The sequence below is a fragment of the Marinobacter sp. L-13 genome (assembly GCF_056857715.1).
Genome location: NZ_JBSXNQ010000013.1, coordinates 1 through 14701 on the forward strand (window position 1 = coordinate 1; position 14701 = coordinate 14701).

Here is a 14701-nt window from a genome sequence, read left to right on the forward strand (position 1 = left end):
GAAGCGGATCAAGGGGTTTAACCAACTGAAGCTGGTCGTGAATAACGTTCAGTTTCGGGATGGAGAACGGGTGGATGATCAATCCGGCAGAGACGCCGCCTGATGCTCATACACCAGATTTGACAATAACTCAGCGAGAACGGTTCAATACCAAAATCGTTGCCTGCCAATTTTAACCGCAGGTCCTGCAAATCCATGTAAACATCCCTGTTTTAGTTGCACTGCTGATTAGAGTTTTCCATCCGTTGGCGTTTCGCCAGACATTCCAATGGCGTCAAGTCTTCAATGAATCGGAGGGGGAGGAAACGGGGTCACGCGGCCCATGAAACGGTCCGCTTTGTGGTCGATCTGAGTGTTCGCTTTGCGACCCCTTCGGCCATTTCATGGTGTCAATCTCCGGCCACAATATGGTGGCATGACCAAGTGGTTTGAGCTGTGATCGCGAGTTATCCACAGAAATCGATGGATAAGTTGGCAAAAAAATACGGAAATCGTCGTTACAGCAAGGAGTTACAGGGATGGTTAATTTATGATCAAACCAAGTTCAAAAGTACAACTCAAGGCAGCGACTAAAGGAGACTATTGGCTGTTCAGGATTGGCCTGTGTGTAGGATCGACAGCTCTGGTGCTTTCGCTGGTCAGCCAGTCTTTATTTGCTCCGATATTTCTGATGTTGGGTACAGGTTTGTGCCTCTACGGAAAGAGGCACGGTGTAGTTTCGTTGGTCAATCATATGGGCGAGAAGTATGGAGAGTTCGCTGGTTACCGAATTCTCAGGTGGATACTCCGAGCCGTGTTGTACTGTGCCGCCTTGATTATTGGCGCTATTTTTGGGCTCATTACAGCGGAAACGAGAGCTAACCGCCGCCACTCTGGAATGGCCGACATGGTTGAACCGAATTTAGATGCAATTTGGGAGAGCGATCCCGCCAGGTATTATGAAAAGCAGGCACCGGGTCCCTTTGACCGATAAACCGTGATCAGTGGCATCCATGCCTTATTAATCGTTATTCCCTTGTTTTTTGAGTTTGATAACCGATTTAGCCCGGTTTCTAACCGAGGTCTGTTAACACATGGATGTCTTGAGTCTTGAGTCTCGCAGTCCAAAGACGAATACACAGAGGTACGGTTCCAGGTAGGTCAGGACGCTGGTCATGACCCCCCTTCTTCCACTTGTAAGGACGGGAGCCACTATTCAGCAGCTCCTTTAACCAATTTACGGTCGGCCGCTCCGGCCTCCCATTTTACCGGCCACCCTACCCGCACCCCGTGCAGCAGCCATACCTCCAGCAGCTGCTCCACCGACTCCGCGAGAGAAGCCCGTTGCACCTGCCGCCGTGCCACCAGCAACGCCACCACCAGATATTCCTCTTAACATGCCTGCCCCTGCGTAGGCCATGACGGACAACCAGACCATCGGTAGTAGCAGGATCGATGACGTAGCAACGGTGGAAATCAGCAACGAATTGGTTGCTTCATCAAACCATCCCGCCTGGGAGCCATACATATCGAGGATTCGGTTATCAAACCAGTAGGCAGCTGCCCAGATCGCATTGATGAACTCAAGGCTGAAATAGGTCAGGGCCAGCCCGAAAAATGAAACAAGACCGTAGTTACCAAACAGCATGACAAAAGGGGCCGCCAGGATAATCACCATCTGCAGCATCACCAAGATCATCGGACCCGCAATCTTGAACATCTGGCGAATGGAGTTTGCCTGCAGAAACTCGTTTGCAGAGGTACCGACATTGGCGATATCGAAGATCTTGTCGAGAACCGAACGCCACCGTGACTGTTCAGCCTCGAAATTATTGCTCATATCGACGTCTGTGCTGGACTTCAGGTTCGCAGCGTTATTCTGCAGCACCAGCTTCAGGATCATGTCTTCTTTAAGCTCTTCGGTCACATTGGTCGTGGTGAAGACGTTGAAGCCCCACGTTTTCCAGTCACCAAGAATATCGCCGGCTTCATCCATAGGTATGTCATTGAGAAGTTTATGTCTTAGCCCCAGGCTCGCATTAACGCCCCCCCCAAGACTTTCTTCACCCAGCCAGACTTCTTTACAGGAGGGGTTAGCACCGAATTCATTGACCTGATCGCTTTGGCGCATCACAGTTTGTCGAGTAAAGCCTTTATCCTCCATCCGGTGCATGTAAGCCGAGGGATGTTCGTAGTATTCGTCCAGGTAGCCCAGCAGGATGTGGCTCCCCATCCAATCAATGTTCGCCCAGGGTGTCACGTTGGCCGGCAGCTCCGGCGTCGGTGGATTTTCCCGGAAACGCGCTATGGCCTTCTGGTAACACACCTCGTTGAATTGCTGTACCTCTTCCCGAAGCCGTTCGGATTGGATGCTGACGTTTGCAACCCGCATCAACATGTATTCGTAGTTATTCACGCACGTCATGCTCTTGATGGTAGTGTGCGTGATCGCTGTCGACAGGAACTCCACAAAGCTCCAGGCCACCGGCTTGTGAACCTGCCAGCCGGAAAGGTCACTGAACGTGGAGTTGTAGGCCGGAGACACGTTGTTGCCCGTCCCGGAGATATTGGACGGGGCGTTGCAGTCCGGTACGCCGAGTTCATAGCGCACCGTCGACAACTGTGTTGAGAAACCTTTATAAGGCAGCACACACAACATCAGAACCAGGATCATTCCCAGCAATGTGGTTTCCATGCTTCTGATGGTTTGAGCGGCTTCGCCCGTCGAGTAGTTATCCTTGAAGTTAGAGATGATGGCGACGATGAACGGGACCAACGCCAGTCCGGAACCGACCAGCACGTCCCAGATCGCCTCATACATGTTCCACCCGAACATCAGGGTGTAAATTTCCAGCAGCGTATTGGCAACCATCCCTGTCAGCCCCCCAGACCCAATTGTTGAATCAAAACCAGTTCAATGAAGATCAGCAACAAAACAATCTTCCACCACTGCGAGCACATGTGCAGATAGTCCGCGTGGCGTTTCTCCAGGATATCCTCTGACTCGGAGCCGTTTGCACCTTGCCCTGCGCGAGTTGCCCAACGGGAAATGAAAGGCCAGCAGCCCACTAAAGCTGCGTACATGGCCATCCGATACCATTTCCATTCAGAAATCAGGTTCAGCGTGGATAACTCTTCAGCCGAGGTTTCGGTAAAGACGGAAATAACCATGCCAACCAGCATTAAAGCGATCAAACCGCCGACACTTATCAGTAAGAACTTCCGTGTCCTGTTCATTCAAGGCTGCCCCAGCGAGTTCAGGCCGGTTGGCTTTGCCCTCGAAGGCGCCCGTGTATTCTGGATTTCACGCTCTTCAGCACCAACGATGCGTTGAATGGTCAGTTTCGCAATGGCCTGACGGGTTTTGATTTCATTATCGAGTTGGTCGAGTTCAACCTGCAGATGATCAATTGCATCATTGACCACAGCTTTGGCCGACTGCAGATTGGACACATTGGGCTCTTTAACACCCGAACGAAGCATTTGTGTCAGTAACCTGCCCTGCTCGACCAGGCGGGTGTAAGCAATTTCACCGGCTAACTTCCGAATCATGGTTGGCTGGCTATCCAGCGGTCGCTTTCGGATCGCCGCAATCACCGTGTCGTCAATCAACACCCCCGGTGGTGCAGACACTCTGTTCAGGTTCTGCCAGGTCATTGGCGTCACTCCGTTCACGAGGTCTTCCAGGTCGTTGTAGATACTGTCCGACATATCCCGGTGCTTGTAGGTCAGACCTTTACCCGGCGTGGTTTCCAGTTTTTTACAGGTCTCACACGTTCGGATTTCGGTGTCACCCACCACTTCCATGGCCCATGTGGCGGCGGCGACCGGACCACTCCAGTACTCCCAGAGCGGTGTCCCCTGACCGGCAGCCGGAGGAATACTGGCCGTGGTGCAGGGGTTACTCTGATCGAACAGCACGTTGTACCCGACAATCACGACATCTCGCAGCGCATTGATGGGCGGCATTGCTACGCCCCCTTTCTTGACGCCGCAGATCCACTCCGCCCCTTCGTTACCCGCTTCCAGCCTATCAACTTCATCCTTGGTGGCTTTAGCATCACCACCTTTAGCCCCAATTTGGTAAGCCCACTCGGAAACCTGGGCATTCACTTTGAATTTCTCAAACGGAAAGCCCTGGTCGCCCATCATGACCGACGCCATTTCCTGACAGGAGGTCTCGGCCCACTCAAAGTCCATTTTTCCCTGCAAAATGCCCTGCTGAAGAAGGTCATACAGTGCCGGGTCCGCTCGCTGGATTGCCAACGCGGGTAAGGATGCTACCGCTCCGGTGGCCGACTGGATGATGTTGTTCATCATGTTCTTGAAGCCATCGGTGATGCCGTTCAACTGATTTGACACCGTAATCTTCGGATCAAACTTTCCGCACTCCATACCGAGATCCCAGCCTGAGCCGAAACTGAGCACCGGAACGGTATGAACGGCCGTTGGGGGCCCGGACAGCATTCCGCCTCCGATTCGGTAATCAAACGCATTTTTCAATCGCGGTGAGCTGGTATCCAGCGCAAACGCTGGTGCCACCAGTGACACTGCCAGCGCAAAGCAAACCAAACGTTCTTTTGGGTTTTTCATACACCTATCCTTGTCGTAAACAGCTTACCGGGTGGCGGTCATCAACCACTGTGCCAAACGAGGGTCTGTCCAACCCGCTGGCAGCACTTGTAGGCTTTCCAGAAGTTCCAAACGTACGAACCATCCGAGCTGCGCTTACTAGGGCCAGGCATTGCGGACATGGGGAACTGGGCGCAGGAGCTCTCGTTGTCCGGATAAAGCATCTGAAACACACCCGTGTCCTTGTCGTTCTGATCCAAGGGGCCGGCGGGCCAGTAGCCATCTTCACTGGGCTGGCCAATTGAGAAATACAGGTGAGGTTCAAACGTACGCGTAATGAAATGCATCGCCCGGAAGGACGTCAGAACCGCACTCTTCAACCCATCGGCCTGTGTCAGAAACCCCATTCTCGGGAAGATCGAGCCGTAGTTATTCGTCATCGTGCCGAGATTGTAGGCAGGCACGCCAACAGCCCAGGACTGCGGGTAGAAGAGTTCTGGCAGATTCCAGCGCCAGGCAATGGAGTCCAGGTTTGAAATGTAATACGGAAAAAAGGGAAACGACCGGCCAGAGCAGACCATACCAAACAGGCCGGTCGCCATCGCATTGTAGGCAACCAACGCGGGGTTTCCGTAGGCGTCGACGAGTTTAAAGTCCAGGTTAACGTGGTCATTTTTGACCGCTTCGTTCGATTGTCCGCCTCGGACCTCAGTGACATTGTAATTCTCGACCCAGGAAATCATCGTCGTCACCCAGCTGCTATCCGACGTTCCCTGGCTGACTTGATTGATGTCCTGGCTTTCTGTCCAGGGCTCACCATTTGCCCTGTCATAACTCTGAACCACCAGATCGGGGACAAAGTTTTTGACCTTGATGCTGGTGGTAAAAGTACAGATCGGCGGAACCACACAGCTCATCCAAACACAGGCGCCCCGTAACTCCCAGTCCATACAGGACATGGCCGCGGCCATTGTCTGCTGCGTAATATCGATCGTATTGATGACCCCGCTATACTGGTCGTTGGTTTCGCCGTGGCAAGCGATGCACTCAACCGTGCCGCGCTGTTCAAGCAGCTGTTGAGTGCTGCCAATCGTAGTGTCCCGAACAGCGTCCGTGGAGGACGGGTTATAGTTGGTCCAATCTGACGGGTATCCAACGGCCCATCCGGACGCCAGCAACAACCAGACTGAAGCAAGTAATTTCAGACACGGGTTCACCGCCTACCCTCCTTGTTGTAAACCTCCAGAGCGGCCTTGAGCGAGCGCTGGCCGTAGACAACTTTTTGGTCGTTAAACACCACTGCAGGTATTTTTTTGATCTGTAACCTAACTGCGGCTTCGATCGCCCGGCTACCCACTTCAATTTGCTGATAGACGCCCCCCCAATCAGGACTGTTCAACAAGTCGCTGAAGGCGCGCCGGTGGGCATCTTCGTAGGTCTGGAGATTGAGACCCTCTTGCAAGCGGGATCGAACCTGCCGGTTAAGCTCCTCTGTCGCTCGTTGGCTCGCATCCAGCTCATAAACCTCGACCGGTAGCCCGGGAGGCAATGAAACGTCATCCAGCACAAACGTTTCCTGGGTCTGAAATATCCGAAGACTGTGGATGGGCTCCAGCGCCTGGGCATTTCCCGTGATCAGGCTGACCAGAAGTAACAAGGCAACCGTGGTTTTTCTCACAAGGCTGTCTCCTTCTCAGCGGCCACATCAGCACGCAGCGTTTCCAATACTTCCTTGGCAACCGCGTCCTGGCCCTGATCAGCGTGTATTTTCTCCAGCCGCTCAAGCGTTGCCTCTGCCGCGGTTTTTCTTTTGCGGTTCGGAACGGGATCCGCCGGCTTTTCCGCAATACCCCGGTAGTAGTCGATCATTTTCCCGACGTATTCAGCGGCCTCTACCTCAGTGATTCCGAACTGTTTCATGTATCGGGCACGTTCCGTTTTCTCATCTTTCTCTGTACCTGCAAGACTCAGGTACAACGACGGAGGCACGTTTCGGAACAAAGCCTCCATGTTTTCCGACAGAACGACCCCTTCCGTGTACTTCTTGGGTTCTTTGCGGGCCGACAGCATCAGTTGCTTCTGCTCGTCTGTCAGGTTCTTGAAGCGGGCGATATCCTCAATCTCGTCCTGTGGCATCACCAGACAAATCCACCACTCAATCATGTTGAGCATCTTTTTCGCAGAACTCGGAAAGTCGGCCATATTTTGAGTCGCCACCCACCACCAGGCACCCAGCTTTCGCCACATTTTCACGACTTTGACGACAAACGGCGCCAGCAAAGGGTTGGTTGTTATGATGTGGCCTTCATCGGTGAGCATGACGATGGGCCGTTCGTCGTGCTGGTGTTTCTCGGCAAGGTTGTTGATTCGCATCATGATCGATGTGTAGGCAATGGCCAGCTGGGCGTTGTAGCCTTCCCGGGCAAACGTCGCGAGATCCACGATGGTCACATCGGTATCGGGCCAGGCTTCACCGTCTGTATTAAAAACCTCACCCTCGAACCCATCACAGAACATCCGAAGGGATTCGCCCATCTCGAAGGCCCGCATTCTCCGGTGCTCCGGATAGTCCTTGTCTTCGTTGATCATCCGAAAGCCGTCAGCCACATCTGAGGTCATGGTTCTCCGACCGGCTTGCTCTGCTTTTCGGGCACCATTGAAAATGGCATCCCTGATCATTCGGCGGTCTGCGCGGGACAGCTTTTTCGCCTCTTCTTCTTCTCCTCCGGTGATCATGAGCGTGGCGATAATTTCCATCTCACCCATGATGTCGCGCTGGTCATCACCATCGTCATCGGCGGCTGTGTCCTCGGCCATCATCATCTCTGCCAGAACATCCATTGCCGCTTTGGCCCGCACCTGCTTCTGCTCGGCTTCGTTCAGCTCGTGAAACGATTTCATCACACCATCGCTTCGGATCTTTTCCGGAATATGAGCCGCCAGGTCCTCCTCGCCGACTAATGAGCTATCGCTGACGATCCGAGACCCTAGAAGATCCTCTTTATTGGTCTGGAGAAGTTTGTCAGCGTCCACGAACGGAGGCAGGCATACCCCCGAGCCAGGCTTGAGCTGAACTTTGTTTACAGACAGGCCTTTGCTGGCGAAATAGTCACCCAAAAGCCCGAAGGAGTTACCCGCCTCGACAATGAAAAGCCGTGGCCGAAGCAAGGCCATGATCTGGCCTGCCATGTTCGTGATGTGCGCGGATTTGCCCGCACCGGTTGGGCCCAGGATCAGCCCATGAGCGTTTTTCTTTCGGTCTGCCCCATTGAAAGGATCGAAGGATACCGGCTCCCCACCCCGGTTGTACTGGGTTTGTCCCGGATTGCCTGTGCCTCTGTGGCGACCAAAAACGGAAGAGAGATTTGCCAGGTGCTGAGACCAAACCGGACGCGTGGCTTTAAAGTTAGCGTCCATGCCGGGCTCATAAACCATGGGCAGGTTGTAAACATAGGCATCGAGTCCAAGAGATTCGTCTTCCTCTCGCACCGGTGATAGCTGGTTGGTCAGAAGGATCGTACTTACTGCGTTGGACTTCTTGCGAAGATCGCGAAGATTCTCACCGCGAATATAGACGCACATCATCGCCCGATAGAGCTTGTGCTTGTTGCCCATTAAAGCCTTGGCGGTCTCACAGTCACCCCGGGCCATCGTCGCATCAACTGACTCGCCCTTGGATTTATCCTGGATCCTGTTGATATGGTTCTGAACTTCATCCTGAGGCGTGATGATGATGGTCGTCGCCATGACTGTGCCCGGCGGCATTTTATCCATCATGCAGGACGCTTTACCGGTGGTGAGACCGTCCGGCGTTACCGCGCTGACCTCCCCTGCGATCTGGCCGATTTTCGGTGTTCGACGGATCTTATGAACACGAATGCACCGATGGGGCAAGCCATCAAACCACCAGGTTTGCGAATCGGCATCCGACCTGGGCATGCTGAAAAACAGGGATTCCGCAAAGTCATCGCCGTAAGGCAACGCCTCTTCTCCGGGATAACTGGCTAATTCAACAAATTTCCGGCGGTTGCCACCGGTCAGCTCCGGGCGCGGATTGAACCATTTGAGCAGCCACTCATAATAGGTTTTGCCGTCATTACGCACCAACGTGATGCCCGCATCGCGGAAAGAGGCTTCAAGCTTTTCAATCGTATCGTTCAGTTCTTCTTCTGGTGTCATCCCCGCGTACGATTTCCACTTTGCCGGCAGTCTGCGATAGACCACCATTTTGATGCGGCGAATTTTCCCACTCCAGGGGGCATCCAGAACTTCTTTGTCCTCGAACAGGCCACCTTCTTTACAAATCCCTCGCAGGTGGGCTTCCATCTTTTCGAGCCAGTCCTGGGTGAACTCTGAGCCTTGACAGTAATGCTTGGGATACGCCCTCAACGCTGCGATGTAGGACTCCATGTCGTCATCGTCGTAGGTGTACTGCTGTATAATCCAGGGACCGCTGGTCAGCTCCTCAAAACAGTCCTGCAACGCATCCTGAATCATGTCCCGCCGGTTCTGGAGCCAGTTGTAGGATCGGCCCTCAGTCGCGATCGGCATGATGTCAAAGACAGCGCCTACGCTCTTACCGTCATCGAGCAGGACGGTTTTCGAGTCGGTCTGGAATTCGTACCAAGGCAACTTCTGAACGAACGACGAAGGCCGCCCGTACATGCGCTTGGCCTCCAGCGTGCTAAGCGGTTTGGCTTTCGATTTATGTTCAACTTGCGCGGGAGATTCAGCCCTTCCCTCTCTCTGGCGGGCATTCCCTGAGGGGGAGAAAACATCTTTAAGTGCCTTGGCGAAATCCATATCGTTACTCTCCGAATTCGTTCCGCATATCACTGAGCTCGCCCGGCATCGCGTAGTGGTCTTTCTCCCACATACGGAACTCGGTCAAATAACCGGGTATAGGGACCTGGTCACTGGTGGCCAAGTGCGGAGCGACAAACATGTACATCGTCGGATTGGGAAGCAGTTTGAATCGTTTCTGCAGCTGATTTTTTTCGGAACGCACGTAATCGCTGAGCCGAACGTCTCCCTCGACCATTGGACGGCGAACCAGAGCGCGGGTATCCAGCAACTGTCCATCACCAACGCCGCTCATGTGATTTGCATAAACGGCTTTCATGTCCTGACTGGGCTGAGGAATAAAGTTGTCCTTACTCGCGCAACCAGTCAGCGCAACGCTAATCAAGGAAATACTCAGAGCGGCGATTGACATTCGCATAGTGGTTTACCTTTCTACCTTCGGGATCGTAATCAATGGCCAGTTGTTCCGAGATGTGAATCACCAGCTCCGTTCCTGGCTCAACGTAAATGGCGTCAAACGAATTGCTTTGGCGGGCATCAAGCCAGTCCGTCACCTCATCGAGGCTACTGGAAATGGCATCGTTCTTTGCGACCACCATGGGATCGCCAGTCAGGCCTTTGGTCTGTCCACCAAGGGCATTGGTTGAGGTGGTAAATTCGGAGTCCGCTTTGGCTTTGGAATAAGAACTGGCCCCCGTCAGGAGAACTTTCTGAGCGAGATAACTTGGCGCGTTTGTAATCCGCTGGCCTGTCACGCAAGGAATACCGTATTTGTCCGAAAACCACGCAATGGCATCTATAGCCTTTTCGCCTGGCTCGGGATAGCTCACTATTGTTCCGTCCTGGAACGTGAACGTCATCGAGTCGATCTGTCCGCTGACACAGCTCAGAGTCCAATCACCCTTGGCAATCCCGGACATCTTGATGCCAGTAAGACCGGGAATTTTGATGCCATTTGAAGACAGGTTCTCAGGTCCAACGATCAGCTTGAACGGATACGGGTCAACCACCTGCCCCCCGATTGGAATGCGCCCCAACAGGGCTGTCATCGAGACTGAACCGAGTAACGTAGCGTTATCGGGAATGGTGTACGCTTTCACCAGCCGCTCTTCTTTAGACTTTTGCTTTTGTTGTGGCATCTCCAGGCCGGTGACCGAGGAAACACTGCTGGCGCCCAGATCAAAATCAGGCAGCGAAATCTTTGATGGGTCCCGGGGGTCTACCTCGGCTTCCAGAGGATTTGTCCAAATCACTTGATCAAAGTCGACGGGCGAGCCGCTGTCGTCATAACCAAGGCCCGTAGGGATTCCGGCTGAGTTAATGTCGTAGCCGTTGGCCGTGGTCTGGCTTTTTTCGTTCGAGCCCTGAAGTTCCTCCAGCCGGCTTTCCAATTGAGCAATCAGGCCTCGCGTGCGATCCTGAGTGTTTTCAAGCTGTCGCTTCTGCACCGCTGCATCTCGCTCGGCGTTCTCGAATCGATTGGCAATCCGCTTATTGAGGCTCTCCTCCATCTTCAGGAGACTGTCGATCCTCGCCTTCAGGCGTTCGTTTTCCTCCTGCAGCTTGATACTGTCCTCGCGAACCGCACGTGTCTCATTGGTCAACGTCCGCATCGTTTCAACGGGAGTATCAACGTCTACGCCGAACTCTTCCTGAAGGTAATCCGCTTCCAGGGGATCTATCCCAAGACCGTTATCGATCTGGCCGGGACCGCTCTCAATAGCTGAGAGACCCGAAGTCTCGATCGAGCCGGGATCAGATTGGGCCTGAGAGTCATTGGAACGGCCGCCTTTCATGATGATGACGAAGAGAACCGCAACCACGACGACGGCCAGTGCTTTGACAACAATGTTGGCTTTCATCAGGCTCTCCTTTAGCTGTCCGCTACAGACGCTTGGGTTTCACGCTTCAGGTCCTGGTAGTAAGTCCAGGGATAGAGTGTCTCTTTGAGGGACCGCTCAGAGATCAGGTACAACACCGTGCTATCGCCGGGCGTTCCCTGTGGCTCAAGACTGTGGTGCTGTAACGTGGCATGTGAAAACGGCAGGTTGAGGTCCAGATAATCCAGTTGAACCGTTTCGTCAGAAACATTCCGGATGTACAGGGCAGCAAGGTAATACCCGCCGCCCTGGTAGGCCACAACAGGCTTTGAAAGGGTTTTGTAACGGGCCGGGCCTTTGAAAATTCGTACCGCGCCTTTGACCGCAAGCGGCGTTTCCGAAATCCCGGCTTGATCGTGGTGCAGTCGGGTGGGGCCGTAGAGCCTTTGCGCCGCGTAGCGAGTCAGGTCAATGGGCGTAATCAGCTCAACCTTTTCAGGCATAGATGCGGCAGCGTCGTCCGAAGAAACCACATTGTCCGATGCCAGCACGATCCGGACGTCCTCAAGTGATTTTTCTCCATCTGCTTTGTCGGTTGCGATGAGATCGAGAAGGATCACTTTACCGTCGTCCATGAGTCGGATTTGAACGCGCTGTTTATCAAATGCTTCGTAAGGGAGGAAATGAACGGCCCCCTGCGCGGACTGGGCCCGGAAGAGTTTCTTAACCTGCTGTCCTTTGGTGATGCCAACCTGAACATGGGAACCGAACTGAATGGATCGTTCCTCGCCATTATGCAGCTCAATGGTCACCGGCAGATTGTCATAATGAATAATCTGTTCCGCCCAACTTGATGTGGCGACACACAGGAAGGCGACTGATGTGATAATGAATTTCCGCATGTTTATTCACCGATTTCCGAAGAGGTGTTCTGAACGTCATCCTGCTCCCGGCTGCTGCCTTCCAGTCGCCTCGGTTTTTTATAAAAACCGTCAAGCGCCAGGCCCCACAGATTGCACTCGGGATCCACATCCCAGCGCACGACTCGAAGGGGGTATCGAACAAAAATGTCTTTGACGATCTCGGAACGGAACGTCTCTTTTACGTTGACGTCGTAGAACGCCACCCAACTGTCTCCAGATTCCACATAGACTCGTTTGGCCGTGTACGGGCGATCCGGCATTTCCTGAAGTGCGCGAGAACGGGTGAGCTCGTGGTTTAGAAGGCGCTGCTGATAATCCCGCTCCAGTTCACCCTTAAATCGTGGAGTGATGTAGCAGCTCAGGCGCTCGATCTGTTGTTTATAGTTATCGGTACCTTCGACTGGCCAATTGTTCATCTGTTGCCAGATGTAGTAGCCAAACGCATAAATATTGAATGGATGCCGTTCGTCGATTCCACGGGTAGAGCCAGAACGAAGATCGGGCGGTATATCCACTTTGATGTGCTCGGGTGCATCCCTCCATCCCATGATCGTAAGAATCAGTGCGACACTTAAAAGTCCGAGCAGTATTCGTAGGGTCAGAATGTGCGAATCGCGACCATCGAGAGCTTTTTTTGTACGCCCCATTGTCACTCCTCCGTCTCCATGTGAATTCGAACAACGGGCTTCTCGCGCCGTATATCCCAGCCTTGGGACGTCTCGATGTAGTTGAAATTGATGAAACTGAATTTTTTCTGGGCAAGTTTCTTCAGATAGACAATATGCAAACCGTCAGGTCTGCGGCGCTTCAGCTCCTGAAGGTATTTCCCTATGACCAGCAAACTGGCGATGGCCATACCCACTCCGATCCCAACGCCAAACAACCCCCACCCGAACGGCAGTAGCACCAGAACTGAGACAGGAATCCAAAAAACTAGGCCAACGCTGATGAGAACAACGACTTCCGTATCCGTTAGCCCCCGGAAAACAACCGGCTCTTCAATGAGCCGGTCGGGGATGAAGTCGATTTCTCGACCCTTCATTCCTGGTTGATTCATCAGAAGATAACGGTTGAGGCTTCGGTAAGCAGGAAGACAACAAAGACGAGCAGCAGAACGCCCATACCACCGTGCATCCCCATATCGCCCCAGGTTTTCTTGCCGTCCCCAATTTCGTTGTAGGTCGAAATCATGTTCCGAGCGACGGCCAGAAACGCGATGGGAGTTATGGTGATTTCTGGTGTATGGAAGCAGGCTGAAAGGATGGCGTATCCTGTTGGTTGATCACCACCAAGATCACAACCAACAGAGGATGGATACGCCATGTCCAAGTCTAACCTGCATGCTCTTTCACAACCAGAGGCGACCACGAACGATCCCTTGCACGATCTGATCCGACAGGGTGCCCGTGACCTGATTGCGCGGGCTGTCGAGTCTGAGCTTCAGGGGCTACTGGATCAGTATGCCGATGTATTGACACCCGATGGTCGCAAGGCGGTAGTCCGAAACGGTCATTTACCAAAGCGAACCATTCAGACAGGCGTTGGAGATGTTGACGTTCAGGTGCCCAAGGTCCGGGACCGCAGCGGCTCCGGCATTCGCTTCAACAGTCAGCTCCTGCCACCGTATTTGAAGCGGGCCCAGAGTCTGGATGAACTCATCCCCTGGCTCTACCTGCGCGGTGTCTCCTCTGGCAATTTCCAGGAGGCCCTGAGTGCCTTGGTCGGCGAGCAGGCCAAGGGCCTGTCCGCCAACACGGTGTCACGGCTCAAGGCACGGTGGCTGAAGGAGCACGAGGATTGGCGTCGCCGTGACCTGGGCCAGAAGCGCTACGTCTACTGGTGGGCAGACGGTGTCTACAGCAATGTTCGTCTGGATGATCGACTTTGCCTGCTGGTGATTATCGGGGTCACAGAGCATGGCCACAAGGAGCTGGTCGCGGTGGAAGATGGCCACCGCGAGTCCGAAGCCAGCTGGCGAGAGCTGCTCACCGGCTTGCGTGAACGTGGCCTGGACAATGCGCCCAAGCTGGCCGTAGGCGACGGGGCTTTGGGCTTCTGGAAAGCGCTGAGCAAGGTGTTTCCGGATACCCGGCACCAGAGGTGCTGGGTTCACAAGACTGCCAACGTGCTGGACAAGCTGCCCAAGTCCGTACAGCCGAAGGTGAAGTCAGACCTGCATGAGATCTATCTGGCGGAGACCCGTGATGGCGCTCACAAAGCCTTTGACAGCACGTTAAGGCGATTCCGGGACAAGTACCCGAAGGCCATGGAAAACCTCGAAAAAGACCGGGATGAACTGCTGGCCTTTTACGATTTCCCGGCAGCGCACTGGATTCACTTGAGGACCACGAATCCCATTGAGTCCACCTTCGCCACAGTCAGGCTGAGGACCAAGCGAAGCCGGTCCTGTGGCAACCGCGACACTACGTTATCGATGGTATTTAAATTGCTCCAATCCGCCCAGAAACGCTGGAAGCGGATCAAGGGGTTTAACCAACTGAAGCTGGTCGTGAATAACGTTCAGTTTCGGGATGGAGAACGGGTGGATGATCAATCCGGCAGAGACGCCGCCTGATGCTCATACACCAGATTTGACAATAACTC

Annotated in this window: 14 protein-coding genes; 2 read left to right on the forward strand and 12 right to left on the reverse strand. The window is 53.7% G+C overall.

The features are described 5' to 3' along the window. The first annotated feature begins 529 nt into the window (after positions 1 to 529). Positions 530 to 973: a hypothetical protein gene (locus AC13DD_RS00465; RefSeq protein WP_482930684.1), complete on the forward strand. Its 444-nt coding sequence runs from the start codon at positions 530 to 532 to the stop codon at positions 971 to 973. A gap of 243 nt (positions 974 to 1216) precedes the next feature. On the opposite strand, the gene AC13DD_RS00470 is transcribed toward AC13DD_RS00465, so the two are convergent. The 12 genes from AC13DD_RS00470 to AC13DD_RS00525 are packed head-to-tail and all read right to left on the reverse strand — an operon-like array spanning position 1217 to position 13420. Continuing rightward, positions 1217 to 2851, reverse strand: coding sequence for a conjugal transfer protein TraG N-terminal domain-containing protein (locus AC13DD_RS00470; protein WP_482930685.1), 1635 nt, complete (start codon positions 2849 to 2851; stop codon positions 1217 to 1219). Between the two features lie 5 nt (positions 2852 to 2856). Further along, positions 2857 to 3216 (reverse strand): hypothetical protein, encoded by a 360-nt coding sequence (locus AC13DD_RS00475; protein ID WP_127334578.1) that lies wholly within the window; start codon positions 3214 to 3216, stop codon positions 2857 to 2859. Further along, positions 3217 to 4572, reverse strand: a complete 1356-nt coding sequence (locus AC13DD_RS00480) for an integrating conjugative element protein (protein ID WP_072678438.1) — start codon at positions 4570 to 4572, stop codon at positions 3217 to 3219. It lies immediately after the preceding gene. Between the two features lie 41 nt (positions 4573 to 4613). Continuing rightward, on the reverse strand, positions 4614 to 5768 hold the full coding sequence (locus AC13DD_RS00485; RefSeq protein WP_127334576.1) for a TIGR03756 family integrating conjugative element protein: 1155 nt from the start codon (positions 5766 to 5768) through the stop codon (positions 4614 to 4616). Next, positions 5765 to 6229: a DUF1525 domain-containing protein gene (locus AC13DD_RS00490; RefSeq protein ID WP_482930686.1), complete on the reverse strand. Its 465-nt coding sequence runs from the start codon at positions 6227 to 6229 to the stop codon at positions 5765 to 5767. Before AC13DD_RS00490 ends, AC13DD_RS00485 begins: the two co-directional genes overlap by 4 nt. Further along, positions 6226 to 9354 (reverse strand): conjugative transfer ATPase, encoded by a 3129-nt coding sequence (locus tag AC13DD_RS00495; RefSeq protein ID WP_482930687.1) that lies wholly within the window; start codon positions 9352 to 9354, stop codon positions 6226 to 6228. Before AC13DD_RS00495 ends, AC13DD_RS00490 begins: the two co-directional genes overlap by 4 nt. 4 nt (positions 9355 to 9358) lie before the next feature. Next, positions 9359 to 9772, reverse strand: a complete 414-nt coding sequence (locus tag AC13DD_RS00500) for a TIGR03751 family conjugal transfer lipoprotein (protein ID WP_072678434.1) — start codon at positions 9770 to 9772, stop codon at positions 9359 to 9361. Further along, positions 9732 to 11216 carry a TIGR03752 family integrating conjugative element protein gene (locus tag AC13DD_RS00505; protein ID WP_482930688.1) on the reverse strand — a complete coding sequence of 495 codons (1485 nt, stop codon included), beginning with the start codon at positions 11214 to 11216 and terminating at the stop codon, positions 9732 to 9734. The genes AC13DD_RS00500 and AC13DD_RS00505 overlap by 41 nt, the downstream gene beginning before the upstream one ends. An 11-nt stretch (positions 11217 to 11227) precedes the next feature. Further along, positions 11228 to 12076, reverse strand: coding sequence for a TIGR03749 family integrating conjugative element protein (locus AC13DD_RS00510; protein WP_482930689.1), 849 nt, complete (start codon positions 12074 to 12076; stop codon positions 11228 to 11230). 2 nt (positions 12077 to 12078) lie between these two features. Beyond that, positions 12079 to 12744 (reverse strand): PFL_4703 family integrating conjugative element protein, encoded by a 666-nt coding sequence (locus AC13DD_RS00515; RefSeq protein ID WP_138435709.1) that lies wholly within the window; start codon positions 12742 to 12744, stop codon positions 12079 to 12081. A gap of 2 nt (positions 12745 to 12746) precedes the next feature. Then, positions 12747 to 13139, reverse strand: coding sequence for a TIGR03750 family conjugal transfer protein (locus tag AC13DD_RS00520; RefSeq protein ID WP_199447792.1), 393 nt, complete (start codon positions 13137 to 13139; stop codon positions 12747 to 12749). Between the two features lie 14 nt (positions 13140 to 13153). Further along, positions 13154 to 13420, reverse strand: coding sequence for a TIGR03745 family integrating conjugative element membrane protein (locus AC13DD_RS00525; RefSeq protein WP_482930690.1), 267 nt, complete (start codon positions 13418 to 13420; stop codon positions 13154 to 13156). On the opposite strand from AC13DD_RS00525, the gene AC13DD_RS00530 reads away from it, so the two are divergent. Continuing rightward, a complete protein-coding gene (locus AC13DD_RS00530) occupies positions 13419 to 14672 on the forward strand; it encodes an IS256 family transposase (protein ID WP_011783528.1) in 1254 nt (417 codons plus the stop codon). The two genes, AC13DD_RS00525 and AC13DD_RS00530, sit on opposite strands and share 2 nt — an antisense overlap. Positions 14673 to 14701 lie beyond the last annotated feature (29 nt).

What these genes read in the sequence shown, in the direction of transcription:
- AC13DD_RS00515 (WP_138435709.1), bottom strand. Translation starts at nt 12,744, where the DNA reads ATGGGGCGTACAAAAAAAGCTCTCGATGGTCGCGATTCGCACATTCTG.
- AC13DD_RS00525 (WP_482930690.1), bottom strand. Translation starts at nt 13,420, where the DNA reads ATGGCGTATCCATCCTCTGTTGGTTGTGATCTTGGTGGTGATCAACCA.
- AC13DD_RS00505 (WP_482930688.1), bottom strand. Translation starts at nt 11,216, where the DNA reads ATGAAAGCCAACATTGTTGTCAAAGCACTGGCCGTCGTCGTGGTTGCG.
- AC13DD_RS00530 (WP_011783528.1), top strand. Translation starts at nt 13,419, where the DNA reads ATGTCCAAGTCTAACCTGCATGCTCTTTCACAACCAGAGGCGACCACG.
- AC13DD_RS00510 (WP_482930689.1), bottom strand. Translation starts at nt 12,076, where the DNA reads ATGCGGAAATTCATTATCACATCAGTCGCCTTCCTGTGTGTCGCCACA.
- AC13DD_RS00470 (WP_482930685.1), bottom strand. Translation starts at nt 2,851, where the DNA reads ATGGTTGCCAATACGCTGCTGGAAATTTACACCCTGATGTTCGGGTGG.
- AC13DD_RS00500 (WP_072678434.1), bottom strand. Translation starts at nt 9,772, where the DNA reads ATGCGAATGTCAATCGCCGCTCTGAGTATTTCCTTGATTAGCGTTGCG.
- AC13DD_RS00495 (WP_482930687.1), bottom strand. Translation starts at nt 9,354, where the DNA reads ATGGATTTCGCCAAGGCACTTAAAGATGTTTTCTCCCCCTCAGGGAAT.
- AC13DD_RS00520 (WP_199447792.1), bottom strand. Translation starts at nt 13,139, where the DNA reads ATGAAGGGTCGAGAAATCGACTTCATCCCCGACCGGCTCATTGAAGAG.
- AC13DD_RS00475 (WP_127334578.1), bottom strand. Translation starts at nt 3,216, where the DNA reads ATGAACAGGACACGGAAGTTCTTACTGATAAGTGTCGGCGGTTTGATC.
- AC13DD_RS00465 (WP_482930684.1), top strand. Translation starts at nt 530, where the DNA reads ATGATCAAACCAAGTTCAAAAGTACAACTCAAGGCAGCGACTAAAGGA.
- AC13DD_RS00480 (WP_072678438.1), bottom strand. Translation starts at nt 4,572, where the DNA reads ATGAAAAACCCAAAAGAACGTTTGGTTTGCTTTGCGCTGGCAGTGTCA.